The 26,785-nt window shown below is 62.3% G+C and carries 31 protein-coding genes; 9 read left to right on the forward strand and 22 right to left on the reverse strand.

Going from position 1 to position 26,785, the window contains the following annotated elements; translation table 11 throughout:
- Window positions 1-173: 173 nt before the first annotated feature.
- Window positions 174-1,043 (reverse strand): SMP-30/gluconolactonase/LRE family protein, encoded by an 870-nt coding sequence (locus tag BJD99_RS03435; RefSeq protein WP_143542064.1) that lies wholly within the window; start codon window positions 1,041-1,043, stop codon window positions 174-176.
- A gap of 38 nt (window positions 1,044-1,081) precedes the next feature.
- Here BJD99_RS03435 and BJD99_RS03440 point away from each other — a divergent pair, with 38 nt between their 5' ends.
- Window positions 1,082-1,816 carry an amidohydrolase family protein gene (locus BJD99_RS03440; RefSeq protein WP_084345407.1) on the forward strand — a complete coding sequence of 245 codons (735 nt, stop codon included), beginning with the start codon at window positions 1,082-1,084 and terminating at the stop codon, window positions 1,814-1,816.
- An 8-nt stretch (window positions 1,817-1,824) separates the two neighbouring features.
- On the opposite strand, the gene BJD99_RS03445 is transcribed toward BJD99_RS03440, so the two are convergent.
- Window positions 1,825-2,307: a DUF456 domain-containing protein gene (locus tag BJD99_RS03445; RefSeq protein ID WP_084345408.1), complete on the reverse strand. Its 483-nt coding sequence runs from the start codon at window positions 2,305-2,307 to the stop codon at window positions 1,825-1,827.
- The gene (purT, locus tag BJD99_RS03450) at window positions 2,304-3,491 is read right to left on the reverse strand and encodes a formate-dependent phosphoribosylglycinamide formyltransferase (RefSeq protein WP_179142201.1); all 1,188 of its coding nucleotides are present in this window, start codon (window positions 3,489-3,491) and stop codon (window positions 2,304-2,306) included. The genes BJD99_RS03445 and purT overlap by 4 nt, the downstream gene beginning before the upstream one ends.
- A gap of 117 nt (window positions 3,492-3,608) precedes the next feature.
- On the opposite strand from purT, the gene BJD99_RS03455 reads away from it, so the two are divergent.
- Window positions 3,609-4,685, forward strand: coding sequence for a CaiB/BaiF CoA-transferase family protein (locus tag BJD99_RS03455; protein WP_084345410.1), 1,077 nt, complete (start codon window positions 3,609-3,611; stop codon window positions 4,683-4,685).
- An 11-nt stretch (window positions 4,686-4,696) separates the two neighbouring features.
- Here the strand turns inward: BJD99_RS03455 and BJD99_RS03460 are convergent, their stop codons facing one another.
- Window positions 4,697-6,175: a PLP-dependent aminotransferase family protein gene (locus BJD99_RS03460; protein WP_084345859.1), complete on the reverse strand. Its 1,479-nt coding sequence runs from the start codon at window positions 6,173-6,175 to the stop codon at window positions 4,697-4,699.
- 75 nt (window positions 6,176-6,250) lie between these two features.
- On the opposite strand from BJD99_RS03460, the gene BJD99_RS03465 reads away from it, so the two are divergent.
- Window positions 6,251-6,769 (forward strand): methylated-DNA--[protein]-cysteine S-methyltransferase, encoded by a 519-nt coding sequence (locus tag BJD99_RS03465; RefSeq protein ID WP_084345411.1) that lies wholly within the window; start codon window positions 6,251-6,253, stop codon window positions 6,767-6,769.
- A gap of 146 nt (window positions 6,770-6,915) precedes the next feature.
- On the opposite strand, the gene BJD99_RS03470 is transcribed toward BJD99_RS03465, so the two are convergent.
- The 10 genes from BJD99_RS03470 to BJD99_RS03510 all read right to left on the reverse strand — a co-directional run bounded on the left by BJD99_RS03470 (window position 6,916) and on the right by BJD99_RS03510 (window position 14,977).
- Window positions 6,916-7,356 carry an LGFP repeat-containing protein gene (locus BJD99_RS03470; RefSeq protein WP_084345412.1) on the reverse strand — a complete coding sequence of 147 codons (441 nt, stop codon included), beginning with the start codon at window positions 7,354-7,356 and terminating at the stop codon, window positions 6,916-6,918.
- A 138-nt stretch (window positions 7,357-7,494) separates the two neighbouring features.
- Window positions 7,495-9,216, reverse strand: a complete 1,722-nt coding sequence (locus BJD99_RS03475) for a signal peptidase I (RefSeq protein ID WP_084345413.1) — start codon at window positions 9,214-9,216, stop codon at window positions 7,495-7,497.
- A 7-nt stretch (window positions 9,217-9,223) separates the two neighbouring features.
- Window positions 9,224-9,841, reverse strand: coding sequence for a SipW-dependent-type signal peptide-containing protein (locus BJD99_RS20700; protein WP_143542040.1), 618 nt, complete (start codon window positions 9,839-9,841; stop codon window positions 9,224-9,226).
- Entirely contained in the window at window positions 9,825-10,394 is a 570-nt protein-coding gene (locus tag BJD99_RS20705; RefSeq protein ID WP_256895466.1) for a signal peptidase I, read from the reverse strand. Before BJD99_RS20705 ends, BJD99_RS20700 begins: the two co-directional genes overlap by 17 nt.
- 11 nt (window positions 10,395-10,405) lie before the next feature.
- Window positions 10,406-11,032: a TasA family protein gene (locus BJD99_RS03485; RefSeq protein WP_256895467.1), complete on the reverse strand. Its 627-nt coding sequence runs from the start codon at window positions 11,030-11,032 to the stop codon at window positions 10,406-10,408.
- Window positions 11,029-11,547: a hypothetical protein gene (locus BJD99_RS03490; RefSeq protein WP_084345414.1), complete on the reverse strand. Its 519-nt coding sequence runs from the start codon at window positions 11,545-11,547 to the stop codon at window positions 11,029-11,031. The genes BJD99_RS03485 and BJD99_RS03490 overlap by 4 nt, the downstream gene beginning before the upstream one ends.
- Complete coding sequence (locus BJD99_RS03495) at window positions 11,544-12,146, reverse strand: signal peptidase I (protein ID WP_084345415.1); 603 nt, start codon at window positions 12,144-12,146, stop codon at window positions 11,544-11,546. The genes BJD99_RS03490 and BJD99_RS03495 overlap by 4 nt, the downstream gene beginning before the upstream one ends.
- The gene (locus BJD99_RS03500) at window positions 12,143-12,706 is read right to left on the reverse strand and encodes a hypothetical protein (protein ID WP_084345416.1); all 564 of its coding nucleotides are present in this window, start codon (window positions 12,704-12,706) and stop codon (window positions 12,143-12,145) included. The genes BJD99_RS03495 and BJD99_RS03500 overlap by 4 nt, the downstream gene beginning before the upstream one ends.
- A gap of 16 nt (window positions 12,707-12,722) precedes the next feature.
- The gene (locus BJD99_RS03505) at window positions 12,723-13,280 is read right to left on the reverse strand and encodes an alternate-type signal peptide domain-containing protein (RefSeq protein WP_084345417.1); all 558 of its coding nucleotides are present in this window, start codon (window positions 13,278-13,280) and stop codon (window positions 12,723-12,725) included.
- A 407-nt stretch (window positions 13,281-13,687) separates the two neighbouring features.
- Window positions 13,688-14,977 carry an adenylosuccinate synthase gene (locus BJD99_RS03510; RefSeq protein WP_084345418.1) on the reverse strand — a complete coding sequence of 430 codons (1,290 nt, stop codon included), beginning with the start codon at window positions 14,975-14,977 and terminating at the stop codon, window positions 13,688-13,690.
- Between the two features lie 211 nt (window positions 14,978-15,188).
- Here BJD99_RS03510 and BJD99_RS03515 point away from each other — a divergent pair, with 211 nt between their 5' ends.
- From BJD99_RS03515 to BJD99_RS03525, 3 genes are all read left to right on the forward strand, one after another.
- Window positions 15,189-15,866, forward strand: a complete 678-nt coding sequence (locus BJD99_RS03515) for a hypothetical protein (protein ID WP_084345419.1) — start codon at window positions 15,189-15,191, stop codon at window positions 15,864-15,866.
- Window positions 15,863-16,606, forward strand: a complete 744-nt coding sequence (locus BJD99_RS03520) for a site-2 protease family protein (protein WP_256895468.1) — start codon at window positions 15,863-15,865, stop codon at window positions 16,604-16,606. The genes BJD99_RS03515 and BJD99_RS03520 overlap by 4 nt, the downstream gene beginning before the upstream one ends.
- A gap of 149 nt (window positions 16,607-16,755) precedes the next feature.
- Window positions 16,756-17,223 carry a pyridoxamine 5'-phosphate oxidase family protein gene (locus BJD99_RS03525; protein ID WP_084345421.1) on the forward strand — a complete coding sequence of 156 codons (468 nt, stop codon included), beginning with the start codon at window positions 16,756-16,758 and terminating at the stop codon, window positions 17,221-17,223.
- On the opposite strand, the gene BJD99_RS03530 is transcribed toward BJD99_RS03525, so the two are convergent.
- The 3 genes from BJD99_RS03530 to BJD99_RS03540 form a co-directional block, all read right to left on the reverse strand.
- Window positions 17,213-18,139: a cation diffusion facilitator family transporter gene (locus BJD99_RS03530; protein WP_084345422.1), complete on the reverse strand. Its 927-nt coding sequence runs from the start codon at window positions 18,137-18,139 to the stop codon at window positions 17,213-17,215. The two genes, BJD99_RS03525 and BJD99_RS03530, sit on opposite strands and share 11 nt — an antisense overlap.
- A gap of 71 nt (window positions 18,140-18,210) precedes the next feature.
- Complete coding sequence (locus BJD99_RS03535) at window positions 18,211-19,308, reverse strand: aromatic acid exporter family protein (RefSeq protein ID WP_084345861.1); 1,098 nt, start codon at window positions 19,306-19,308, stop codon at window positions 18,211-18,213.
- Between the two features lie 37 nt (window positions 19,309-19,345).
- Window positions 19,346-19,762, reverse strand: coding sequence for a DUF3151 domain-containing protein (locus BJD99_RS03540; RefSeq protein WP_084345423.1), 417 nt, complete (start codon window positions 19,760-19,762; stop codon window positions 19,346-19,348).
- Between the two features lie 101 nt (window positions 19,763-19,863).
- Here BJD99_RS03540 and BJD99_RS03545 point away from each other — a divergent pair, with 101 nt between their 5' ends.
- A complete protein-coding gene (locus BJD99_RS03545) occupies window positions 19,864-20,655 on the forward strand; it encodes a hypothetical protein (RefSeq protein ID WP_084345424.1) in 792 nt (263 codons plus the stop codon).
- A gap of 73 nt (window positions 20,656-20,728) precedes the next feature.
- On the opposite strand, the gene fbaA is transcribed toward BJD99_RS03545, so the two are convergent.
- Window positions 20,729-21,769 carry a class II fructose-bisphosphate aldolase gene (gene fbaA, locus BJD99_RS03550; protein ID WP_084345862.1) on the reverse strand — a complete coding sequence of 347 codons (1,041 nt, stop codon included), beginning with the start codon at window positions 21,767-21,769 and terminating at the stop codon, window positions 20,729-20,731.
- 214 nt (window positions 21,770-21,983) lie between these two features.
- On the opposite strand from fbaA, the gene BJD99_RS03555 reads away from it, so the two are divergent.
- Together BJD99_RS03555 and BJD99_RS03560 are read left to right on the forward strand one after the other, a co-directional pair.
- A complete protein-coding gene (locus BJD99_RS03555; RefSeq protein WP_143542041.1) occupies window positions 21,984-22,712 on the forward strand; it encodes a VTT domain-containing protein in 729 nt (242 codons plus the stop codon).
- Window positions 22,713-22,772: 60 nt separating this feature from the next.
- The gene (locus BJD99_RS03560) at window positions 22,773-23,423 is read left to right on the forward strand and encodes a DedA family protein (RefSeq protein ID WP_084345864.1); all 651 of its coding nucleotides are present in this window, start codon (window positions 22,773-22,775) and stop codon (window positions 23,421-23,423) included.
- 7 nt (window positions 23,424-23,430) lie between these two features.
- Here BJD99_RS03560 and BJD99_RS03565 read toward each other — a convergent pair whose 3' ends face one another.
- The 4 genes from BJD99_RS03565 to BJD99_RS03580 form a co-directional block, all read right to left on the reverse strand.
- A complete protein-coding gene (locus tag BJD99_RS03565; protein ID WP_084345425.1) occupies window positions 23,431-24,543 on the reverse strand; it encodes a glycoside hydrolase family 76 protein in 1,113 nt (370 codons plus the stop codon).
- 43 nt (window positions 24,544-24,586) lie between these two features.
- Complete coding sequence (locus BJD99_RS03570) at window positions 24,587-25,261, reverse strand: RNA methyltransferase (RefSeq protein WP_143542066.1); 675 nt, start codon at window positions 25,259-25,261, stop codon at window positions 24,587-24,589.
- A 5-nt stretch (window positions 25,262-25,266) separates the two neighbouring features.
- Window positions 25,267-25,872, reverse strand: a complete 606-nt coding sequence (locus BJD99_RS03575; protein ID WP_179142173.1) for a DUF6636 domain-containing protein — start codon at window positions 25,870-25,872, stop codon at window positions 25,267-25,269.
- A gap of 82 nt (window positions 25,873-25,954) precedes the next feature.
- Window positions 25,955-26,782 carry an SDR family oxidoreductase gene (locus BJD99_RS03580; protein ID WP_179142174.1) on the reverse strand — a complete coding sequence of 276 codons (828 nt, stop codon included), beginning with the start codon at window positions 26,780-26,782 and terminating at the stop codon, window positions 25,955-25,957.
- Window positions 26,783-26,785: the final 3 nt, after the last annotated feature.

A 26,785-nucleotide genomic window follows, 5' to 3' on the forward strand; every position in this document is an offset into this window, starting at 1 on the left:
CTGGTACCGCCTCGACGCCCACGAACGCAGCCTCGGCGAAACAGAAGGCCGCGAACGCGTCAAAGTCGTCGAACGTGAGGACATGCTGAAGGCGTCCGAGCCGGACAAGGCCTAGCGGCATGTGAGTGGAAATACGCCTGAAGGACGTATTTCCACTCACATGCGCACAGCCTCTATATCTGAACTGCCAGCAGTTTTCCTGCCGTCTCCACCTTGCGCTGATGTTCGTTGAAGTCGGGGGCGGCGCAGACGAACAATGTGCGGCCGTCGTCCCCACCGAGTCCGCATGCGAAGACACCGGTATCGAAGTCGAGCTGATCGATGATGCCTTTGCCGTGCGCGAGGTGAACCACACGTTGCCCGAGCGCGTCGGCTACCCACAGCGTTCCGTCGGTGTCGATACAGCACCCGTCGGCGGCTACGACCAGCTGCCCGAGTGCGGCAGTCACGTCGCCCATGTCGGGGAGTTCGGCGAACTTCACCCAGTCACGCCGCTCCCCGAGCGATCCATCGGGATGAACCGCGAACGCACTCACGCGGTTGCCTATCGTCTCGTCGACGAGCAGGTCCCCGTCCTCCGTCATGGCCATCCCGTTGGGAAAGTACAGATCTTTCGCTGCGACGTGGACGGAGCCATCGGGATCGACCCGCAGTAGATTCGCCGTCGCGGGCGTCGCGAGGTTCATCAAATCGAAGCCGAAGTTACCGACATACGCACGGCCGCCGGCGTCGACCAGCATGTCGTTGAGGTTGGCGCCGACGTACGAAGACAGATCGGCATGCACGACGAGGCTTCCGTCGTCCTCACGCCGCAGAATCTTCTGATCGCGCATCGACACCACGAGCAACCTGCCGTCGGGAAGCCACCCCAGCCCGGACGGCTGCTGCGGGACCTCTGCCTCGATGCGGACATCGGAGCCGTCCGCCTCGGCAGAGATCACCTGCTGGCTGTAGAAGTCCGATACCCAGATACGGCCGGAGTGCCAGCGCGGACACTCCAAGTACGTGTAGTTCTCGAGGACAACTGTGACTTCAGGTTTCATGAACGCCATCGAAACACACACCTGTCATGCTGTGAGGCGTGTTCGACGCTCACTTTCACATCATCGATCCCGCCTACCCCCTTGTCGAAAACAACGGATTCGTCCCGGAGCCGTTCACCATCGCCGACTACACGGCCCGAATCGACGGACTCGGCATCACCGGTGGTGCCGTGGTCAGCGCATCGTTTCAGGGCAGCGATCAGACTTTCATGGTTGCCGCACTGGCTGCGTTGGGCCGCGGCTGGGTCGGGGTGATTCAACTCTCGCCCGACGCCACCGACGAGGACATCCTCGCGCTCGACGATGCCGGAGTACGTGCTCTACGGTTGAATCTCCGGCGCGGCGCTACCGACATACAAACCCTGACCACGCAGGCGCGGCGCGCATTCGACCTCGTCGGATGGCCTGCCGAACTGTACGTCGATGCGTCCATGCTTCTCTCGCTCGAACCGATTCTGGCGAAGCTGCCCGCTGTCAGTATCGACCACCTCGGCATGTCGTCCAAAGGCTTGTCGTACCTGCTCAACCTGGTGGACCGAGGAGCGCGCGTCAAAGCAACAGGCTTCGGCAGAGTGGATCTCGACATCGTGGAGACCATGCGTCGGATTCACGATGTCGATCCGACGGCGCTGATGTTCGGAACCGATCTGCCCGGCACGCGCGCACCGCGTCCGTTCCTCGAATCCGATCTGAACCTCATCGCCGAAGCGGTCGGTGGCGACCTACCCGCAGTTCTCGACGGCAACGCGCGCGCCTGGTATCGCGTCACCTGACCGACACTTCAGAATGCGAAGACGGCGGAAAGCCAGACCGCGCTTGCCAGCAGGGCGCCCAACAGTTCGACGAGTATCGACAACCCCGCAGCTTTGGTTGCATGGATCGTGGATTGCCATGCGGCGGAATGACTTCGATGCCGAGGAAGTTCGGCGGCATAGACGCCGAGCACGAATCCGACGAACAGCCCGACCACCGGGATGACGAAAAAGCCGACGATGCCGAGCAATCCACCGAGGATCAACGAGCGCGTGGGAACACCGGCGTCGCGCATCCGCCTCCCGGGCCAGGTGTACTTGACGACACCGCTGACCACGAGCAAGACCGTCGCGATACCGAACGCCGTCCACGCTGCGCTACCGCCGGTCAACAGCGCCCACAGCCCGATCGCCGCGAAGATCAGGATCGTTCCGGGCAGGATCGGAACGACGACTCCGATCAAGCCCACTGCAATAACCAGTCCCACGAGTACTTCCGCGTAGCCGCTCACGTGACCGGGTGAACCTTTCCTGCGGCTTCGACGGCCCTGGACCGGGCGGTCGCTATGTCCGCCGCTGTCGACACCGCAACACCCATCCGTCTGCGCACGAAGCTCTCCGGCTTGCCGAACAAGCGAAGATCGGTTTCCGGCACGGCCAGCGCGTCCGCGACGCCTTCGAAGCTGATTCCTCTCGCGTCGACTCCGCCGTAGATCACCGCGGATGCGCCGGGCGAAAGGAGCGTCGTATCCACGGGCAGTCCGAGGATCGCACGGGCGTGCAGTTCGAATTCCGAGAAGCGTTGGGTGCGCAGGGTGACCAGGCCGGTGTCGTGTGGGCGAGGGCTTACCTCGGAGAAGTAGACATCGTCCCCCTTGACGAACAGTTCGACACCGAAGACTCCGCGCCCACCGAGCGCAGTGGTGATCCGGTCGGCGACGTTTTTCGCTCGTGCCAGGGCAGTGTCGGACATCGGCTGGGGTTGCCAGGATTCGACGTAGTCCCCCGCTTCCTGCAGATGACCGATCGGCTCGCAGAAATCTGTTCCCGCAACCGAACGGACGGTCAGAAGTGTTATCTCGTAGTCGAAATCGACGAACCCTTCGACAATGACGCGACCGAGGTCGACGCGGCCACCCTTCAGCGCGTACTCCCAAGCCTGTTCGACGTCCTCGGGGCCGTGCACTACCGATTGGCCCTTACCCGAGGAGGACATCACCGGCTTGATCACCGAAGGAAAACCGATGGTGGACAATGCCTTACGCGCCTCGTCGAGTGAATCCGCGAAAGCGAAAGGCGAAGTGGGTAGTTGCAACTCTTCGGCTGCGAGCCTACGAATTCCTTCGCGGTTCATCGTCAACTGTGTTGCGCGAGCTGTCGGGATGACGACCGTGCGGCCACGCTGCTCCACCTCGGCGAGAGCATCGGTGGCGATGGCCTCGATCTCGGGAACCACGAAGTCCGGTTGCTGGGCGTCGATCAGGGACAGTAACTGTTCTGGATCGCTCATGTCGATGGTGAAACAGTGGTGGGCTACCTGATGGCCTGGAGCGTTGTCGTAACGATCGACGGCAATCACCTCGACGCCGAGACGCTGGAACGCGATGATGACTTCTTTACCCAGCTCACCTGCTCCGAGCAGCATCACCCGCGTCGCACCCGAGGTAAGAGGTGTGCCGATCCGTCCAGATTCCATTGCCGCGCTCACCTGCCCATTATCCATACCCCGACTACTTTGACGTCCAAGCACAAGTTAACCTCCAGACACCCAGTCGGCCTGCCGAACGAGCCGACCTGATCGGAACGAGGAAATGTGTCGAGTAGCGGTGGACCACTCACGGGGCTTCGCGTCGTAGAACTTGCTGGAATCGGACCGGGGCCGCACGCGGCGCTGCTGTTGGCAGATCTCGGTGCCGACGTCGTCCGAGTGCAACGCGCCGGGCAGATCGCCGAACACGATCAGCAACTCCGTAGCCGAACGATCGTCGAAGCAAACCTCAAGGACCCGGCCGACATCGAGAAAGTCCTCGGCCTGCTCGAGCGTGCCGACGTCCTGATCGAAGGCTTCCGTCCCGGCGTCACCGAGCGACTCGGCCTTGGCCCGGAGGATGTCCTCGCCCGCAACCCACGTCTCGTCTACGGCCGAATGACCGGATGGGGACAGGAAGGTCCGTGGTCCGCGGCCGCCGGCCACGACATCAACTACATCTCCGTCACCGGTGTTCTGAATGCAATCGGGCGCAAGGGTGAGCGCCCGGTGCCACCGTTGAACATGGTCGGTGATTTCGGCGGCGGGTCGATGTTCTTGATCTTCGGCATTCTGGCTGCACTGTTCGAACGCCAGACTTCAGGCAAGGGCCAGGTCGTCGACGCTGCGATGGTCGACGGCACCGCCGCACTCTCACACATGATCTGGGGCCTACGCGGCATCGGCGCCTGGTCGGACGAGCGCGGAGTCAACATGCTCGACACCGGATTTCCCTTTTACGACACCTACGAGACTTCCGACGGAAAGTACATGGCCGTCGGCGCGCTGGAACCGCAGTTCTTCGCCGAGATGCTCACACTGCTGCAGCTGGATCCGGCGACAACTCCAGGCCAAGGTGAGCGTGACCGCTGGCCCGAGATGGCCGAACTTTTCACTGCCACCTTCAAATCCAAGACCCGCGACGAGTGGGCTGCAATTTTCGACGGCACAGACGCGTGCGTGTCCCCGGTCCTGACGTTCGCCGAAGCTCCCGAGCAACGGCATCTGAAAGATCGCGGCACGCTCATCGAGGTCGACGGCGTCACTCAACACCGCCCGGCACCGCGTTTCTCACGTACCCCGAACGGCACCCCGACCGCTCCCCCGACGACCGCAGCAGACGTCGAGACACTCTGGCGCTGAGCCTTTTTCGTTCAGAAGACGAGCGCCGGTTGTTGACCCTCGACAGTGGGGGCCAACGCCCGGTACGCCGCCGCAGTGGCTGTGACCGCTGCGGCGAGCTCGGCGGGTTCGCGTGTGTACGGCATCCGAAGGAAGCGCTCGAACGCACCCTCGACGCCGAAACGCGGACCGGCTGCCAGTACCGCCCCGAACGCAGGCGCAGTCGCGGCCAATGCACTCGATACGGGCGCGGGAATCTGCAACCACAGCGACATCCCACCCGTCGAACGCCGGTAACGCCAGGCCGGAAGATGTTCGGCGATAGCATCTTCCAAGACCCTACGACGCTCCCGCAGTTGCGTCCTTCTGGTCTCGAGAATCGCATCCGCGTCCTCGAGTAGAAACCCTGCAGCCAGCTGATCCATGATCGAGGTACCCAGATCGTGCGCGGCCCGCGAGCCCGCGAGCTGACTGATCAACGACGGATTTGCTCTGATCCATCCGATGCGCAGACCACCCCAATACGACTTCGACGCCGAACCGATGGTGACGATATCGGTCCCGGACACCCGACCGAACGACGCGACCGGTGGCGGCGGTGGGCTGTCGAGCCACAGATCCACCATCGTCTCGTCGACGATCAGTGTCATCGACGTGTCGCGGGCGATCCGCGCGAGTTCAGCGCGGCCATCGGCGTCCAAGCACCTTCCCGTCGGATTGTGGAAGTCCAGGATCATGTACGCGACTTTCGCCGCGGTCTGTCTGGCCGCACTGCGGATACCTTCCAGATCCCACGCGTCGTCGTCAGGGCGGATCGGCACCGGGACCGGTCGCGCGCCGATGCGCCGGATCGCCTCGAGCGCGTTGGGGTACGTCGGATGATCGATCAGCACGCGATCACCCGGCGAGGTCAACGTGCCCAACAACAACCCCAGGGCCTGCTGCGCTCCAGAGGTGACCATGATCTGATCGGGGGTGGTCGCGAGGCCCCGCTCGGTGAACCGTCGAGCGATTGCCTCACGTAGCACTGCGAGGCCGATCGGCTCCATGCCGTGCGTGGACAAGTACGTTGGAAGTGCTTGCAGCGCAGAGCCGTACGCCGCCAGCATCGCCTCGGTCGGGGCCGCCATCGCAGCGTGGCTCATGTCCACCACCGGCCCGCTCGACGACCTCGTCTGGAGGAGTATGCCGTTGGGGCGCGCCGCGTCGGGAAGGGCGACCGTGCTGCGCGCGCCCTGCTTGCTGATGAGGTAGCCCTCCTCGCGAAGGACTGCGTACGAAGAGGTGATCGTGGTACGGCTCAGCTCGAGCGCAGCGGAGAGGTCCCGCTCACTCGGCAGACCCACCCCCAACGGGATCCGCCCGTCGTGAATGAGGAGTCGGACGCCGTCGGCGAGCGCCCGGTACGTCGGCCGGGACGTCCGACGCCTACTGGACCCGTCATCGGCATCGGTGCGCCAGCGTCCTAGATCGCGTGCCAGCGATGTCGCATGGAGAACCCTCGTAGCCATCGCTCGAGTATTCGCCCACTGGCATTCGGAATCAAATCCAATGACCCATCCAGTGGACTGGTTCATACTGGAGGGGTGCCCTACGTACTCTTCGATACCGCTCTCGGGAGGTGTGGCCTGGCCTGGTCCGACGCCGGTATCACCGCCGTCGGATTACCGGAATCGGGCGACGCACTGTCGGAGTATCTGCATGGCTTCGGCGGTGAACCGGCAGTTCCACTGGGTGCGGCCCGAGAGGCCGTCGAACTGATCACTGCACTCCTCGACGGCAAGCGCGTCGATCTTTCTGCAATTCCGGTAGTCCTCGACGTCTCGGAGTTCGACGGTGCGGTCTACAGCGTCACGCGGGCCATACCGCTTCGGTCGACGATGACGTATGGGGCGCTCGCTGCTCGGCTCGGGCAGCCAGGTGCCGCGCAGGCAGTGGGCGGAGCGCTGGGCCGTAACCCGGTTCCGATCATCATCCCGTGCCACCGCGTCCTCGGCGCTGGGCGCGAGATGGGCGGATTCTCCGCACCGGGCGGGGCGAGCACCAAGGAGAAGATTCTGTCGATCGAGGGTGTTGCGGGGTTCGGGGAGCCGACACTTTTTTGACCGCGCTCGAGCGAGAAGAGTTGCGTGTAAGTGCAGATTCAATAAATGTTCAGGTAATCAATTCCGCAAGTTTCTTATTCATTCGAATTCGATGAATCAATCCGTCGGGCTTGAATTACCACAGGAAAAGAATCCAGCGGTATCTTTCAGGCAGGAATGGAGATCGAATCCGCGGGTAAGTCGGCAGAAGGCGCATTACCTGCCTCGGAACCCGGTGCCGTCGCGTCGCCTTCGCTTCGGCCACCGATGATGAAGGCTCCCGTCTCGGGCATCCAACCGATCGATCCGCGCTCGAACAGGTTGTAGCGCCCGTAACCCGTGGGCGTGGGCTTTTCGTTGCTGATCGGGTAACCCAGCGAGCCGTACGGTCCGCTGTGCTTCAGATAGAAGGCAAGTATCTCCCCGTGCACTTCGTGGGCGCCGCCCTCGGGGAGTGCGAACACCGTCGCATTCCGGTATTCGAGCATTCCTCCGCCACCTGGACCGAGCATGAAATCGCCGACCTGCTCGCCGATCCACGGGTGCTCGTAGGCAAAGCGATCGAATTGATATCCGAAAACTTCGAGACCGCAGTATGTAGTGGGCATCGACCGACCTTCCGTCGCATTAATTGCCCACTATTGTCCCCCCTTTTCAACGTTCCGGGAAGTCGAATCGAAGATATTCGTTTTTCTACCTAGCGAGTCGCTCACTGTTGGATGCCCTGCAGCCCCACCGGGCGATCTCTAGGCAGGCCCAGATTCGGTAGAAGGAACGGGCTCTTCCGGCTCCTGTTCCAACGGTGCCTGACCCGGCGCGGGCACGGGCGGCGCTGCCGGGGGCGGTACGACCGCAGTCTTGACCCAGACGCCAGCGGAGTTGGAGACCGTCCACGTGCCGCTCTCTGTCACGATCTGCAGCACATCGGTGCCCGGCACCCATCCCACCACGTCCTCGGCCGAGACACCGGTGCGGTACACCTCGGTATCCCCGTTCCTGATCACGGCGCTGGGTCCGGTAGCCGACTGGACGACCTGTGCCGTGTAATTGCCCGACGACGATCCGACGGGTGAGGTGAGCGGCTCCTCCGTCGGCGCAGGCGCTATCGGTGGGACGGTCGGTGCTGGCGAGTCCGGCGAGGTAATGCTCGTCTCTCCGGGGGCGGCCGTTGCGGACGGCGCTGGCGTTGACGGCTCATCAGGTGCCGGCTGGGTCGTCGACGGCTGATCGGTTGTCGACGCTGCACCGGGAGTAGTCGTCGGCGCGGCTTCGCTGGTCCGCTCGGGATCGAGAGACCGACGCTGCGCCCCGGCCATTGCTGGGGTGTTCGCCGGAACTGGATCGTCCCCGGATACGTCCCGCACAATTCCGGTGCTGCTCGCTCTGCCGCACCGGGCCCGTGTGCCTGATGCCGGACGATGGATCACCGTTCCCGCCCAGGCGGATGACACCGCACCGGAGGAGGGGAGCGCAGTATGTACTTCGAGGTTGAAGTCGAAAGCAAGTCCATTTGTATTGGGAAACGGCCCGTAGCCGGCAGTGACCGTGGCCCCTGCGGCAGCCCCTACTGGTGGAGTCACGTTGAACGTCGTGTAGATCTGGTTGTTCATAGTTCTCAGCGCTATTTTGTACGTGTACGGCGCACCGATGTGTGTCCAACTCACAAGGATGTCGTAGAAGCCTGGCTCCTGACAGTCAACGAGCCTGCCGCCGCTGAGAGGGGTATTGATCCTCGGTACGAAGGCCGCCTTCGAACCGAACGCACCGCTCTTCGCAGCTGCCGTGGCGGTGAGGGCGGCACTGGTGCCCGAAACGTCTGCGGTGCTGACGGCCGTCAGGAGCACCAAAGTCAGAACGAGAGGACTGCGGTAAAGAATCTTGGTCGATCCCTGCGCGGGGATAGCCGGTTCGGAATTCGACGCCTCATCACGAACTCGACTGTGCAGGTGAGTGTTCCGTCGTCGCCAGTTCGGCCGAACGGCCGTCGACAGCGCTAGAGCTGCACCGAGTACGCCGGCCGCAGCGACAAACGGGTTCGAGAGCCAGACGAGAACGTAACCCAACCCGTTCACGTGGAAGAAGACTCGGTCTGCGGACGTGATGGCGTACGGCACGAGGTCTGCTTGCTGGTTGGCATCGCCCCGAAGCCGAACTTCTGCGGCGTCACCGGAGCTGGCGTCGATGCCGACCACACGGTGAGTGATTCGAGTACCACCCTCACCGTCGACACTGATCACGTCACCGAGGCGAATATCGGCGGCAGGCACGGAATGCGCGAAGCCGAGTGCGCCGGTCTCGATGGTCGGCGACATGGAACCGGATTGGAAAACGAGTGCCTTGACCCCGAAGATCAGTGACGCCAGGACCGCGAATCCGACAACTGCACCGACGGTCGCGGCAAATATCAGGGCAGTCCTGCGGACGCCCCGCGCCGGGCTCGGACTTGTTCGATTCGCTTGCATACTCATCTCGACCTCACACTGTCGTCGCGGAGAAGTTGAAGGTGACCGCGCTCAGCGTCTGGTTCTGCACCGTGGTCGGTGCCGTCGCGGAAAGTTTGGCAATGACACACAGATCGTCCACGCCGGTGGTCGCGGCAAGATCACGGACAGTGGTGATGACGTTGACCGATGCACCGGCTGCGAGCGTCGCCTGCCCCACCTGCGTACCCGTGCAACCCCCGGTCCGCATCCCGTTGGTCGTGGTGTTGGTGGGCGAGGCGCCCGGGAAGATGGTGATCTGTAGGAATTCCGTGAGCGCTGGACTTCCCGCCGGCGTCGTCGCACTCATGCTGTATTTCAACGGAACCGTGCCCTTGTTCTGAACCTGCAGGGTTGCCGCCCTGCTTTCACCGGGCAACATGCTCGCAAGCGTCAAGCTGGTGAAGTTGTATGGACTGACGTTGTTGATCAGCAAGCTGACGGTTCCGGTGCTGAAGGTTCCGGAGGTGGCCGTCGAATTGTCGGTCCACGCAGCCATCGTGCCGACCGTGCCCAGCCCGAGAACGATGCCGAGAGTGAGAAGGATTCGAGCGCGAGTACTCGTCAGCGATTCCAGCGCACGGCGCACAGGTGATCTATTCGGCGGGTTCATCGTTCACCTCTGGATCGACTCTCGACGTCGGCTGCAGGCCACCCGGGCGCCATGCAACCATCAGCAGCACACCCACAAGCACGCCTCCGGCGAAGACCGCGACCGGCCCGGACAACCAGGTGACGACGTACCCAAGCCTGTTCACACTGAACAGAATTCGATCCGCCTCGCTGACTACGTAAGGCTCGGAATCGACGTCCGTGTTGGCGTCACCCTTGAGTACGAGAGTAGCGCTGTTACCCGTTACGACTTCGATGGATTCGATGCGGTGAGTTACCCGGTCCCCGCTCGCATTCGTCACCGAGACGACGTCACCGACTTCGAGTTCCGTAGCCGGCGTACTTCTCGCAAAAGCAAGCGCGCCGGTGTCGATTGCCGGCGACATCGACCCGGACCGAAACACCAGAGGCGTGATACCGAAAATTGCCGCAGCCAGCGCAATCCCGATGCACACCAGCCCGCTGATAGCGCCGACCGTTAGCAAGATTTCACGCAGAACACGCCGGGGGGCGGTGGACACCTTCGAGGAAGGTCCGTCGATCTCATGTGTCATTGCAGGCTCGCTCATGTCGACGTCGCAGTGAAAGTGAGCGAGATCGTTCCAGTCCGCACCGTTCCCGGCAAGATCGCGCTCGAGGGCATCGTGGCCGAAATGCACAGTGGGTCCGCACCTGGTGTCGCTCCAACCTTTGCCGCCACGTTCGGACGTGTCAGTGGGGTCGTGCCACTGACCACGAACGGCTGTGTGGAGGTAGTGAGACCGGTTCGAGTCCCGAGCACGGTGCCCGTGCATGTTGTACCGGCGTAGGCCTCGAGTACCAGCAATTGCCCGAAGGGTGCGTCCGTCATCGAGGCTCCAATTGTGTAGGTGAACACGACCGAGCCCTGGTTCTGCACGACGAACGACGCGGAAACCGCGTCACCGGGCAGCATTGCGGCCTTCTTCAGTCCCGTCGAGATCGACGCCGGGTTGTTGTCCACCCCGTCGAGCTTGATGTCGATCGTGCCCGTCTCGAATTGCCCGGACGTCGCCACCGAGGTATCCGACCATGCAGCCAGGGTTCCCACTGCACCGAGACCGAGAACGATTCCGATCGACATGATCGCACGAGCCCGAGCACTGACGAGGGCGGGGCCGACACGCCGCATTGCGGCCGACGGGTCGAACCCGTCACTCTTACGCGCGATCACGGCTGAGCCTCTTCCTGTCCATCGACCAGGTTACGTAGCGCCCACCCGACACATACGTCATCGTCTTCTTTGTCCCATTGGACCAGGAGGTCGATACCCGCTGTTGCACTTTGTGTTTCATTACTCGCCTCGACATTCAACTCGAGAGTTGTTTCGACCAGGAGTGTTTCGTGGGCGGGTACGGAAATGTGCGTGCACCTCACTGCCTGATCCCCGCCCTCGACCGACAATGTCAACATCTCTCGGAGGGCAGGGTTCCGACTCTCCACGAACAGAACCAGGCGACCATCGTCGTCCGTGTCGTTCGAGACGTGAAGCTCCGTGCTGCGCCTGTCTCCTGGAACCCACCGAATATCGTTGTCGAACAACGGATCGGAAAGAGTGCGTGTCCACGACTCCGCGTCGCTGCTGTAGCTGACGCTCGGAACGGGCCGGCTCGGGCCGGCGCCGATCAGCAGCACGCACGCCAAGGTGGCGAGCCCGGTGACCCAGCAGACCGACACGTTACGTGTCATGGCGCTCCAGATGCCTTCCGCTTGTTGCGATGCTCCATTCCGGCGCTGCCGAACATGTAGAGCGCATACCCCGCAAGCCCGATCACGATGATCGTCACCGTGATCTTCCGCTGTTCACCGTTGAGCCAATTATTGACATAGCCCATGTAGGGAATTGCGTACCAGAGTTTGCCGCGAATCTGGCCGACCTGCACCGGATTCTCGTCGTCGGAGCCGTTGTTGTCCCCGCGGGTGATGAAGGTGAGTTCACCTGCACCGCTCTGTCGGATTGCCACAATTCGGTGCGTCACCAACTCCGGCAAGCCTGAGGCAAATTGGTAGGTGATGGGGGTACCGACTCCGAGCTCGTGTGGATCGACCGGCTTCACGACCACCAGGGTGCCCGGCGGATACGCAGGCCGCATCGACGAGGTGAGAATCGTGTACGGGGTCGCCCCCGTGACTCGCGGAAGTACCACTGTCACAGCCAGAATCAACAGCATCGCCGCCAACAATGTGTAGGAAACGATACGGCTGAACCACCACCGAACCCCGCTCTTCTCGTCAGCCTTCTCCGCCGAAAAAGTCGGGATGACATCGGTGTCATCGACGGAACTCATGTCTGATCCGCCCTGAACGAAAACGTGACCTGCGAAGTCGCGCTCTGTGGTGGTTCAGAAACCGTCGCCAATCGAAAGCACCACACCTCGTTCGCTGTGGGTGCAAGCAATCTGGCGGCGGGAGCAACTGGAACTTGCGCATTGGATGCCGGTCCGTTGAACAGAACGGTCGTGCTACCGGTAGGCGCACCGCCGTTCACCACGCAGTTGGCTGCTGCAACAACTTTGGTGATGGTCAAGTTGAACGGGATGGGGTTCACCCCACTGACCGAAGCACCTTGCAACCGGTAGTTGAACGGCTGATTACCTGCATTACGAATCGACAGCGGTGCCTGCGAGAACCCGTTGGGCCTCAAATTAGTCGCCCCCAACGCCGCGAGGGTGTAGTTGTTCACCTCGGTACCCGATGGACCCACCTTGATGTCCAAAGTGCCCGAAGTGACCGTTCCACCGGCAACCACTTCCTGATCACGCCACAACGCGCCCGTCGTCTGTGCTGATCCGAAGACCAGCACGACGACGGACGCGGCTGCGAGCGCCCAGTAGCGCCTGTGCTTCAACCCGAGACTCGACTAACTATGTCCGAGACTGCTGGAGCACGAGAGTGAAGGCATCGAGGTCCAACTGCTGGTTCTGCGCAACCTGGCCTGCGGTCGCGCTATCGAAGTCGAATGTAATGGTGAGATTCACCGTTTGATCGCCCGACGTGAGTCGAACTACGTCGCCGTTGGTCGGTAGTGTCGTCGTGCCGGACGTGGCAGCGATACTGACGTCGACAGCATCATCCAGCTCCGCATTGCCTGCGCCCGGGGCGATGTCAGCGATATTGACCGACAGGTCAGCCAACAGGTTGTCACCGTCAGCCAAGATGCCGTAGCTGGCCGAGTAGGTGATGATGTCGCCCGGAACGATTCGGTAAGCCGAAATGTCGGCGATTTCGCCTGCCGGATTCACATCACTTGTCGTCTGAGTCCACACCGGTGCCGTCGCTTGGGTCAAAGACAATTCACCCGATGTGATCGTTCCACCGGCGATATCTTCGCTGTCGTTCCACAGAGCGAAAGATCCCAAACCGCCGAGCAGCAATACAGCTGCGGCGCCTGCGGCTACTGCGCCTTTGGTTGCTTTTTTCATATTGTTCTGCTTTCTCTGGTGTGGCCCAGTGAGTAGGCCAGATAGGTGCGACCGGATTGGGTCTATTTGGCCTCGATTGGCCCACGCAACTGGGTGCGGTTTCCAATGTGTCGTCAAGACTAGCCGGTTTATTACCTAGGCAAACTTAAAAGTCCAAAGAATTGTTTAACTACCCTTTACCAGGAAAAGATCGCACGTCGAGTGCGATCGAATGGCGACAAAAAAAGCGTTTACGAATAAGTCCCTCCAAATAGGGAGAATGCTAGACATTCATCGCTGAAAAGAATTAGCTGTCGGCAATTACCTTCAAAGTAAGCCGACGGTCTTTTTCATGCCTTCACGCAGAAATAAAAAATCGGCCCCGGGAACCTGAGTTCCCGGGGCCGATAATCGAATACTGAAAAAAGTCAGCCGAGGATATCCCGACGCACGATGGTTTCATCCCGTCCTGGACCGACGCCGATGCAGGAGATGTATGCCTTGGACAGTTCTTCGAGGCGAAGCACGTAGTTCTGCGCGTTGATCGGCAGATCCTCGAACTTTCGAGCACCGGTGATGTCTTCCGACCATCCGGGCATCTCTTCGTAGATCGGCTTGGCGTGGTGAAAACCGGTCTGTGTCATCGGCATTTCGTCGTGACGCACACCGTCGACGTCGTAGGCAACACAGATCGGGACGGTCTCCAGACTCGAGAGCACATCCAGTTTGGTCAGGAAGTAGTCGGTGATGCCGTTCACACGCGTTGCGTAGCGGGCGATGACCGCGTCGAACCACCCGGTGCGACGCGCACGCCCGGTCGTGACACCGACCTCGCCGCCCTGCACTGCGAGGTACTCGCCGAAGTTGTCGAACAGCTCGGTCGGGAAGGGGCCCGATCCGACTCGTGTCGTGTACGCCTTCAAGATGCCGAGCACCGTAGTGATCTTGTTGGGGCCGATGCCGGACCCGACCGCTGCGCCGCCTGCCGTCGGATTCGACGACGTCACGTACGGGTAGGTGCCATGGTCGACGTCGAGCAGCGTGCCCTGCGAGCCCTCGAGCAGGATCGTCTCACCGCGTTCGAGGGCAAGGTTGAGTTCGAGTCGCGTATCGGAGATTCGGTGTTTGAAGCCCTCTGCCTGTTCGAGAACCTCGTCGACCACCTGTTGTGGGTCGAGTGCGCGTCGGTTGTAGATTTTCGACAGCACCTGATTCTTGAACTCGAGTGCAGCCTCGACCTTCTGCGTGAGTATTTTCTCGTCGAGCACGTCGGCCGCACGGACGCCGACTCGAGCGAACTTGTCCTGGTAGCAAGGCCCGATACCGCGTCCCGTCGTGCCGATCTTCTTGGCACCGAGAAAGCGTTCGGTTACCTTGTCGATGGCAACGTGGTACGGCATGATCAGGTGCGCATCGGCACTGAGCAGCAGGCCAGAGGTATCGACGCCGCGCTCTTCGAGCCCTGCCAGTTCGGACAGCAGCACACCGGGGTCGACTACGACGCCGTTGCCGATCACGTTCTTCACGCCCGGCGTCAAGATGCCCGACGGAATCAAGTGCAGAGCGAACTTGTCGCCGCTGGGGAGCACCACCGTGTGGCCCGCGTTGTTGCCGCCTTGATAGCGAACGACCCACTGAAGTCGCTCGCCGAACAAATCGGTCGCTTTGCCTTTGCCCTCGTCGCCCCATTGGGCGCCGATCAGGACTATCGCCGGCATGTGCTCTCCTGGTGGTTTTTGGTGCAGTGACTTCTTGTGCAGTGGTGGCTGTTGCAGCGTGCTGCCAAGCTCACGGCAGTGCCGGGGCGTCAGTCTAGCCGAGGCAACGGCTTGCCCGTCGTGGCGCTACGGTGGTTGGCGAAAGTATGCGGAAGACTCCAGACAGTTCGCGAAAGACTCGAGACAAGGCGCGGGCCGCCGACCGGCCCGCATGGGGAGCACTGTGACACCGTTCGTCCTGCAATGCGGAACTCCGCTCCTGCCGATCACGTTGACCGACGTTCCGTTGACGTCGGCTTCGAAGATCCCCACGAACGACGAATGCGACGCGTTGTTTGCGGCGGTGGGAGCAGTGTTGGATCCCCGAGTGATCGTCCTCGGTGACGACGCATCACTGGCGGCTGTGCTGACCAGACTGATGCGGACCGAACGCCTGCACATCGAGCTGGCATTCGTCCCCGAGACGACGACCGCGGCGGGCATCAACTACCGGCTCGGAAGCGGCTCACGCGCCGCGAAGGTAGCGATGACCGGCACTGCCACACCGACGCCCCTCATTCGTGACGACGCGGGCAAGGCAATCGTAGGAAAAGCGTTGGTCGAAGGTAACGCCGGCGGCAACCTGGAGGGCGAGGCGTATGTGGACGACACAAAGCTCTTCTCGGGAACCGTCTCCGGTGTAGAAGTGATGCCGACGCCCGAGATGCCCGGTTTGAAGGCCCGCGTCATCGGCCGTCGTCGATTGTTCGAACGGCGGTGGACTTTCGGCCGCGCGATGCAGCTCGGAGCAAACGCCGCGCAACTGACGCGCGACGGCGTCCCGGGTGACCGTGAGGTCAAACGCTCGACGTTCTACCGCCACGACCAGGAGTGGTTGCTGGTGCGGTGAAGCCGAGTCCGATATTTCTCGGGGTTGTCGCCGTCGCCGCAGCCGGTGGCGCGCTGGCATGGACAGCCGAGCCGACCTCGATGTGGTCGCGCGCGGGTGTCTTCGTGCTGGTTCTGGCCGGTTGGATCGTCTCGGTCTGCCTGCACGAGTTCGGGCATGCTTTCACCGCGTTCCGTGCCGGTGACCGCGAGGTGGAACTGCGTGGGTATCTGACGCTCAACCCGCTGAAGTATTCACACCCTCTCCTGTCGGTCGTCCTCCCGATCGTCTTCATCGCCATCGGCGGAATCGGATTGCCCGGCGGCGCTGTCTATGTGCGTTCGGGCATGTTTGCGCCCGGAGTTCAGCGTCGAATCGCGCTGGCCGGCCCCACCGCAAATGCACTGATTGCCGTTCTACTCCTGGCGGTGATCCGCATTTGGGGGATGGACGGCAACCACCTCGTCTTCTGGTGGGGACTCAGCTTTCTGGCATTTCTCCAAGTTATGGCCACGATTCTCAATCTGCTCCCGGTTCCGGGTCTCGACGGCTACGCCGCACTCGAGCCATATCTGTCGTACGACACCCGCCGTGCGCTCGCGAATTTCAAGGGCTACGGAATTCTGGTTCTTGTCGCATTCCTGTTCGTCCCGGCTATCAATTCGGCATTCTTCGGCGCGATTTATTGGATATTCGGCCTGTCCGGAATTCCAGAGATCTACGCGCAGTACGGCAATTACCTCATGAGATTCTGGGCCTGAATTCGACTCGAGGGACCATCGTGAATCTCTCACGATATCGTCTGTCCATGCAGTCTCGTCACCGAGATCGCCTCGGATGTATCGGGAAGGCGGTGTTGGTGCCGTAAGCGCCCCTTCTCGTGAGACCAACATGGTTGCATACTGTGTCCATGGCTACGTGGGGAGAATTCGAGAGCGCGGCGCCGGAGCTGGCGAAGGCCGTTTCCGCCAGGTTCGGCGCGCACAAGCATCATGTACTGGCGACGATCCGTGCAGACGGATCACCTCGAGTGAGCGGCACCGAGGTGGAATTCCTCGACAATGGAACCTTGCGCTTGGGTTCGATGCTCAATGCCCTCAAAGCGCGTGACCTACAGCGCGATCCGCGATATGCGATCCACAGCAACCCCGGAGATCATTCGATGGAGGGTGGCGACGCGAAAATCTCGGGGCATGCCGTCGAACTCGTGGATCCCGAAGCGCTGCACAAGATATTCGACGCGGCACCGCCCGAACTGTCCCCCTACAACGTCTTCGATCTCGATATCTCCGAGGTTGTCCTGACGGAAATAGCCGAGGACAAGTTGAAGGTTCGGCTGTGGAAGCCGGGCGCTCCGGTGCGGACTTTCACCAGGTGAGTTCGTCCTTGCACGTAGCGCCTTGAGCACTCGGCTCGACCTGAACGGTTGCGTGATCGAGGCCGTAGGTGGCCAGGACTGCCTTTGCGCGCTGGAGCAATACCGAACCCGAGCCATCACACTCGAGGTGAACCGTCGCGACGTCCATACCTGTAGTGAGCGTCCAGATATGGAGATCGTGCACTCCGACGACACCGGGAAGAGCAGCGAGATCCGCTTCGACGGCTTCGACATCGACATGTCCGGGGCTCGCTTGCGTCAGGATGCGCAACGCGGACCCGGCCAGCTTGAGTGCACGCGGAACGACCCACAGTGAGATGAGCACACCGATGACGACGTCCGCCCACGTCCAATCGAACACCAGCAGAAGCACACCGGCGATGAGGACGCCGACGCTACCGACTGCATCTGCCAACACCTCCATGTAGGCACCGCGTACCGCGATACTGTCCTTGGCATCGCCGCGAATGAGAAGCATGACAACGAGATTGGCTACGAGACCGGCCGCGGCCGTCAGGATCATCGCCAGCCCGGGGATGTCGGGCGCATCTCCGATTCGATCGATGGCCTCGTACATGATGAAGACCGCGACACCGAGGAGCAGGACTGCGTTGGCAATCGCGGTGAGGACTTCTGCGCGGTGCCATCCGAAAGTCCGAGCGGCGACGGCACTCCCCTTGCGTGCGAGGAGAAGGGCGATCAGTCCCATCGACATTCCGAGCACGTCGGTGAGCATGTGGCCGGCATCTGCCAGCAGACCCAGCGAGTTGATCGCCAACGCCACCGTGGCCTCGACGATGAGAAATACCACGAGGATCGCCAGCGCGATGAACATCTTGCGGATCCGACCGCTCGACGGGCCTACTGCCGGCGCGGATCCCGACATGCCATGACTGTGTCCGTGCCCCGCGCCCATGATTCCCCTCCGGTCGTTCGATACGACCTCACCATATGCGTACATACGCATATGTGCAACGGCGTCGTCCCTCAGAACACGTCCGGAGTCACACCCGGCTTCTCGACGGTCGGCGGCAACGTCGCCAGAGCCGATATCCGCTTCAGACCGGCCACCTGCAGCAGATCGACGATGATCGACCGCAACTGAGCCAACACCACCGTCGCGGACAGACCTGCATTGTCGATCAGTTCAGGTTTCGCACCGGATGCGACCGACCGCAGTGCCCGCGCCGCGTCGGCCGCGTCGGGACGCTGCCCGGGATCGGCGAGAATCATCCGCCGCAGCACATCCACCGCTTGCGAGAGCTTCTCGACCTCGTCGACGAGTCGCGGATCGAGGATCTCGTCGTCACGCACCAGAGACAGCGAACGCCTCGCCAGCACCCGAATATTGCGCACTGCATTGTCGAGCGGATCAGCTGTCTTGGCCAAACCCGCAAGGCGGTTGCGTTGCCTCCAGTACAACGGTGAGATTCGCGCGATCTCTCGGCCACCCTTGAGTTCACTGCGCAGGGTGTCGATATCCGATTGCGTCGCACGCGCCTTCTTCAGCGCTTCCTCGATGGGCTTCGGGTCGTTGGCAACGAGACCGTCGGCCACCTTCTGCAACACCTCGGACGCCGTTTTCAGAATCTTCGCCGCGTCCTTGCGCGCCCGCCACACCGGATGCGTCGGAATCAGCGCAACGATCGCGATCGCGACCAGCCCGCCGACCAACGCGTCGACCATCCGGTCGATTCCGCCGGAGTTTCCGGGTGGAATGAGCGTCGCAACAAGTACGGCCGAGGAGCCTGCCTGCATAGCAAAAATCGGACCGCCGTCGAGATAGACCGCGGCCGCCATCGCGAGTGCCACGACCAGAGCGAGCTGCCAGGGGCCGCTGCCGATCGCCGAAATGATCAAGTCGCCTACACCGATCCCCAGTGTGACGCCTACAACCAGTTCCGCCGAACGCCGCAACCGAGAACCCAGTGAGAGGCCGAGCGAGATGACGGCCGCAATCGGCGCGAAGAACGGAGTCGGGTGTCCGACGATGTCGGTTGCGACAAACCAGGCGACACCGGCCGCCAAAGCACACTGAATGATCGGCAACAACGAAGACTGGAGCCGGATACGTCCGGTCTTCAGCCGTGCCCTGCCACGCTTCGCCGTCGGGCGAAAGCGATCAGCCGAGGCCGAGCGCGTCCGCCGCTTTCGGGTCACAGTCTTCGAGGAGGTCGAGGCAGCGGGCGTACTCGTCGTTCTCGCCGATATCGCGCGCAGCCTTTGCAAGAACGGCGACGCATCGGAGGAATCCTCGGTTCGGCTCATGGTTGTACGGGACCGGCCCGAACCCCTTCCATCCGTTGCGACGCAGCTGATCGAGTCCGCGGTGGTAACCGGTGCGCGCATAAGCGTAAGCGGTGATCGTCTGTCCAGCGGTCAAAGCGGCTTCCGCCAAATATGCCCAGGCAATCGAGGCCGTTGGATTGTCGGCAGCCACCTTCGCCGGGTCCTCGTGATTGAGAAGGGCCGACTCTGCCTCTTCGTCTCCAGGCAAGAGCGTCGGCTGCGGTCCAAGCAGGTCACCGAAAGAAGTCATGGACCCCATTGTGCCCCGACACTCCGCGCGCGTGCGTCCACCCACCCTTCTGCTCGCTAGGCTCGTCTGCGTCGCACAGTCCGGTCAGTTGGGAGAACAGGGTGTCGGATCCGCAGGACAAGCCGAACGAGGTGGGCGAAGAGCCCGCCACCGAGGCGATTCGAAAACAAGAACCACCGGCCGCGAAGCAGCCGCTCACACCGAAGACCCCGCCTCCCGCGGCTCCCGATCCGGCCGAAGCCGAGACCACCGCTCTTACAAAGGTGCCGCCGACCACCGAACAGCCCCAGCCTGCGCCGTCGGCCGTGAAGCCCGCCGGCGCAACGCCCGCTGCCCGGCCGCCAGTGGCACCGCGACGCATCCCCGCGCGGGGTGAGCTCTCGCAGCCACAGGTCCGTCCCCAGCGCATCGAACCGACGCAGGGCACTTCGACCCGGAAGTCCGGGAACAGAAGATGGATCGCCGCACTCGTGGGCGCGTTGGTATTGATCGTCGCTATCGGTGTCGCGGGCTTCGCCTACCTCTCGCGGGACGACGAGGGCAGTTCGGTCGATGCGCAGATCAGAACGTCGATCCAATCGTTCACACAAGCATTGAGCGCCGGAGATCTGACGACTCTCCGAAGCGCCTCGTGCGGCGAACTCGCCACCTTCTACCGCGATATCCCGGACGCCGATTTCGCCGACGTCCACCGCATTGCCGTCGAGCAGGGCAATGTTCCGGTCGTGGAGAGCATCGACGCCGTTCAGGTGACCGGTGACGCCGCGATTGCGCAGGTTCTTGCGCACACCGCGGCCAATCCCGCCGACTCCTCACCCCGCACCTTCGACCTGCGCCGTGACGGCGATGTGTGGAAAGTCTGCAGCCCGAGTAGCCCCGCACCCCCGGAGTAATTCTCTGATCACGCCCAGCACTCGGCCCCGCAACGAAAACACGTTGCGGGGCCGAGTCGGTCGAGGAAGGGTCCTATCCGGCGGACACGCTACGGCCGGCGGACTTCAGGTCGTTGCACGCCTCGATGACGCGAGCGGTCATCCCTGCTTCGGCCTTCTTCAGGTAACTGCGGGGGTCGTAGGCCTTCTTGTTGCCGACCTCGCCGTCGACCTTCAGGACGCCGTCGTAGTTGCTGAAGAAGTGCCCAGCGATCGGCCGACTGAATGCGTACTGAGTATCGGTGTCGACGTTCATCTTGACGACGCCGTAACCGAGTGCCTCTTCGATCTCACTCTTCGCCGAGCCCGATCCTCCGTGAAAGACGAAGTCGAACGGCTTGGAACCCTCGGCAAGACCTAGGTGCTCCGATGCGACCTTCTGGCCGTCGGCGAGCACCGAAGGCTTCAGCTTGACGTTGCCCGGCTTGTAGACGCCGTGCACGTTGCCGAACGTTGCTGCGAGCAGGTAGCGCGATCCCGCGTCGCCGGCGCCGAGGGCTTCGACGGTCTTGAGGAAATCCTCGTTCGAGGTGTAGAGCTTGTCGTTGATCTCGGCCTCGACACCGTCTTCTTCGCCGCCGACGACGCCGATTTCGATCTCGAGGATGATGCGTGCTGCCGCTGAAAGGGCGAGCAGTTCCTTGGCGATCTCGAGGTTCTCATCGATCGCGATCGCGGAACCGTCCCACATGTGCGACTGGAAGAGCGGGTTCTTGCCTGCGTCGACGCGCTCCTGGGACAGGGCGATCAGCGGACGTACGTAGGTGTCGAGCTTGTCCTTCGGGCAGTGATCGGTGTGCAGCGCGATGGTGACGTCGTAGCGCGCGGCGATCACGTGAGCGAACTCGGCGAGGGCTGCTGCGCCGGTGACCATGTCCTTGATCCCGAGGCCCGACGCGAACTCGGCGCCGCCCGTCGAGAACTGAATGATGCCGTCGCTACCTGCGTCGGCGAAGCCTTTGATGGCGGCATTGACGGACTCGGAACCTACGCAGTTGATAGCCGGAAATGCGAATTGGTGTTCCTTCGCCCGGCCAAGCATCTCGGCGTAGACCTCGGGAGTTGCGATCGGCACGGTGGATTCCTCCATGTAAAGAGTCGATCGGCGAGCGCTCACGCGTAGTGGCGCGCGCCGTGTGTCCTCTGCAGTATGGCAACTCACCGACGCTGTGTCGCCCGGGACCCACCGCAGGGCTCTGAAATCGATCACGGCTAATCGGGCAGTCCGTATCCGGTGGTCGAAACCTGTTGTTCAGGTTCTCCCAGGTTCGGCCGGTAGTGTGAGCGCCGTGAGTTTCAATGCCGCCTCGGAATCCGTGACGACCAACCTGGCTTTGCTGCCCGGGTTCCTCGATCCGGTCAACCTGCTCAATTCGTTCGGCGCCTGGGTGTTGGTCGGATTGCTGCTAGTCGTTTTCATCGAATCGGGGTTGCTGTTTCCCCTGCTACCCGGTGATTCACTGCTGTTCACAGCAGGGCTGATAGCGGCATCGAAGTCGACGGACATCGAGCCGTTCGCACCCATCTGGCTCCTGCTGATCCTGATTCCCATCGCCGCGATCCTCGGTGACCAAGTGGGATTCCTTATCGGTTCCAAGGGCGGTACCGCCCTCTTCAAATCGAACGACGCGCGCTTCTTCAAGAAGAAGTACATCGACGAGTCGCATGCCTTCTTCGAAAAACACGGGCCGATCACCATCATCCTGGCGCGCTTCGTTCCGATCGTTCGCACGTTTGCCCCCGTCGTCGCCGGTGCGTCGAAGATGAAGTACTCGCTGTTCCTGACCTACAACGTCGTCGGAGGCATCCTCTGGGGTGCGGGTGTGACGATGCTCGGCTACCTGCTCGGCCAGATCGATTTCATTCGCGAGCACGTCGACATCATCTTCATCGTCATCGTTCTCGTCTCTGTGCTCCCGATCGTCATCGAGGTGGGCAAACGGATGATCAAAGCACGCAAGACTCCGTTGGCCGAAGCGACCGAGTCGATCGAATCGCAGCGGGACGCCACTTCCTGACATGGTGCGTCGAGCATGATCGGCCAGATCAACGTACAAGCGTCCGAGACGATGACGGCGATGGGCAGTTTCGGACCGCTCACCACTGCCGGTCCCCTCGTCGTGTGGACCATCGTCGTCGCCTTCGTGTTTCTCGAATGCGCTGTCATCATCGGCTTGTTTCTTCCCGGTGACTCGATGCTCGTGACCGCAGGCATCGTCATGGCCACACACTCGTCCGGAGTCGGCCACATCTGGGCGCTGTCGGTGGGCGCGATGATCGCCGCGATCGCCGGAAATCAAGCCGGATACGTCATCGGCCACCGCACCGGCTCCAAGCTCGTCGCACGCAAAAACGGCAAGTACCTCAACACGAAGAACCTGCACAAAGTGAATGTTCTGCTAGAGAAGCACGGCTTCTGGGCTGTGCTCGTGGCTCGCTGGATTCCATGGGTCCGCACGCTCTGCCCGATGGTCGCAGGCGCAGCGAACATGAACCATCGTAAATACACGATTGCCAGCACCCTGGGCGCCATCATCTGGGCGCCGGTACTGCTGCTGATCGGCTTCTACTTCGGCAGCTTCCTCGAGCAGGTCCCGTGGCTGCTACCGGCGGTATTGATCGCGATGATCGTCGCGCTCGTCTTGGGTACCGCACTCGGCATCTGGCAGTACCGCAAAGAGATGGCCCGCCCGACGGAAATCGTCGAGGTGGAAGAGGTTCGCGAGTAGAGCTTCGCTACCGGAAGCCGGCCGCGGAGACGACGTGGGCGGCTTCCATCAACATCCATCCACTGAGTTGGACCGATAGATCCCGCTCGGGAATCTTGGACGAGCGGACGGTTCCACCGGTGAACGTGGCGATGGAATGCCCCGGCCCGGGCAGGCGCGCCTCCTTGTTCCAGGCGGCGCCGAACAGCGGATGGTCCTCGACCTCGAGTCTGTTCTCCCACGCGGCCTCCGCCGATGCAAGCACGATCGACGCCGCCAGCGAGCGAGCCTGTTCGTCCTCGTCGCAGTCACCGGGGAGCGTCGTGGCGACGAAAGCGAGGTTGCGCGCCAGAATGCCGTCGAACAGACCGCCGTCACCGCCGCCCCCGCCCACGATCACCAGATCCCGGCACAAGTGCGTCTCGACGGCGGCAACCAGCGCGTGAACGCGTGCGCGATGCCGCGGCGCATCGAGACGAACTGCCAATTCGGTCTCGACTCCGAGCACGACGCCCTGGCAGTAGCTGAACACCGCACGATCGAGCACGCCACCCGTGCGAATGCCGTCGAGGATCAAACCCGTCGCCGGGTCGCGCAGGTGTGCGTCCATCCAGTCCGCCATGGCCTGTGCGCGCCACAGCCGACCGGTGCGGGCAAGCAGTATCGACGCAGGCCCGTTCGCCGGAGTGTTGTAGAAATCGTCACCCTTACGCCACGGTATTCCGCCGCCCTTCTTCGGCGCCCAGGCGTCGAACAACTCCAATTCGATCGTGTGGATCGCCGACCGATTGTCGACGGCGTGCAACCGCTGCGATCGCTCCAGCGCAAGGCCGAGCCATGCCATGTCGTCGTAATAGTTGTTGGTCCATCCGGTGATGTTCCGAATGCGATGTGCGCGAGCAATTTTGGACAGCTTCCTGCGACGCTTGACCGTGGGCGCTCGAGTTGCCGCGTCGACAGCACAGTCCAGCAAGTGCGCCTGCCACCAGTAATGCCAACGTCCGAACAGTCGTTCACGCCGGACGGGGGGCCACGCCACCACTCCTAGCGCGGTACCGGGCAGTCCCCACAATCGACGTACGTGGCGCGCGTAGACCGCCCCTTCCGCGGCGTCCGCACGCTGCGACCATTGCTCCTGCATGCCCCGATCCTGCCATTACAGGCAAGACGAGTGACACAAGGAGTCAGGTCCACGCCTGAGACAAGTCCGCATGCTGCCGAATCCAGGAATGCATAGCGATACCCGCAGCCACTCCTGCGTTGATACTTCGAGTCGACCCGAACTGGGCGATGGACACCGTCATCGAGGCGGCGCCGCGGGCTTCCTCCGTCACTCCCGGGCCCTCCTGGCCGAACAACAGCACGCAGTCACGCGGCAGAACCGCAGTTTCCAGCGGCACCGATCCCGGTGTGTTGTCCACGGCGACAACGGTCAGCGCGTTCGCTCGGGCGAACTCGAGCAAGTCGGCGACCGTGGCGTGGTGGTGAATGTGTTGATAGCGATCGGTAACCATCGCACCCCGCCGATTCCACCGACGACGACCGACGATGTGAACTGCCTGCGCAGCAAAAGCATTGGCCGTCCGGACCACTGTGCCGATGTTGGCGTCGTTCGTGAAGTTCTCGATCGCGACGTGAAGACTGTGCCGACGACTGTCGATGTCGGCAACGATCGCCTCACGTGTCCAATAGCGATAGGCGTCGACGACATTGCGTCGATCTCCGTTGTCGAGCAGTTCGGCGTCGTAACGAGCATCGGTCGGTCGCGGTGCCGTGTACTCCTCGATCCACGGACCGACACCGTTGGGGGCCTCACCCCACTCCGTCGGTCCGGCATCGGCTGCGACTCCGGATTCCATGTCGCTCAAAAGGTTTCGTTACTGTCGGCAGCAATGCGGAAACCGTGACCGGTCTCGTCGTTGTTGCAGGAGATACCGTCGGCAGCCGAGATGCACGTGTACCCGTCGCCGACGATCTGCTGACCCACCTCGAGCGGCGGATCGATCGTTGCACCACCCGAGGTGTACACCGCGCCACCGGAGCACATGAACTCGGCTGCGCCTTCGTTGGTGACGCGAATCCCGTTGCCCCAGCTGATCATGCACGACTCAGGGCGCGGTGGAACCGGCGCGGTCGCGCCTTGACAGCCTGCCTCCGTTCGAGAAGGCAGGGTGACGATTCCGCACTGGAACTGCCCGTCCGGAGAACTGAAATAGTAGGCGCCCTGTAGCGGGGCATACGTAGTCTGCGGCATCGGCGGCGGCGGAGCAGGCTCGGTCGTGGTGGGAAGCGGCGCCTCGGTAGTGGTGACGGGAACAGGTGCGACCGTCGTAGTAGTGGTCGCGGCGGGCGCACTCGTCGTACTCGGCGGCGAGGTTACGGCCACCTCTGCACCGGACTCACTGCCACATGCCGTCAACAGTGCCGACACCGCCAGGACTGCCGCTGCTGCAAGACGCTTGTCCACCATGAAATACCCCGACCCCGCTCTCACTGACCTGTTTCGCAGTGCGACCCTACCGGCGCACCGAGACAAGCACTGTGGGGTGGGGTCAGGTGTGGCTCAAACGGCGGTTGATCTCCCGCGTCAACCATGCCGGCGAGAATCGCGAACCGATCGACATCGCCTTGGACTGCAACCCCACCGGGAAATGAACCTTGTGGAGTAGTCGCTTCGAAGGCCGGGTGGCGTCGAAGATCGCTTCGGAGACGTCGTCGGCCGTCAGCTTGATCCCGAGCGAACTGGTGGTGCCCGTGGAAACACCCTGGGTCATCGCGGTCTGCACGAACAGCGGCCACATCGCCTTCACCGAGATGTCGTACTCAGCCCATTCGAGGTCCAGGGCCTCGGTGATACCGCGAACCGCGAATTTCGTCGCGCCGTAGGTTACAAGTTCGGGTTGGCCGTAGATCGCTGATGCGGAACAGAGGTTGACGACCTGCGCACCGGGGGTGGCCTTCAGATACGGGAAGGCGGCGAGAGTTCCGTAGACGACCCCATTGAAGTTGATGTCGATCTGACGCTTGTGCACATCGAGAGAAATCTCTTCGAACTTGCCTGCAACAAGAATGCCCGCATTGTTGATCAGGACGTCGAGTCGCCCGCCGGACTCCGCGTCGAACTCTGTCAGCCGATCCGCCCACTGAACCGGGTCGGTGACGTCGAGAACTCCCGTGACGACCCGGCCACCGGCCGCGGCGATCTCCTTGCTCAACGACGCCAATCCCGTCTCGTCGATGTCATAGGCCCCGACGAGGTATCCCGAGCGAGCGAATTTCAATGCGGTGGACCGTCCGATCCCGGCTGCCGCGCCGGTGATGAACACAGTTCGAGTAGTCACACCGACAGGATAGGGGTTACTGGGATTATCGGTAAACATTTG

It is taken from the genome of Rhodococcus sp. 1163 (genome assembly GCF_002091985.1).
Taxonomy (GTDB): Bacteria; Actinomycetota; Actinomycetes; order Mycobacteriales; family Mycobacteriaceae; genus Rhodococcoides.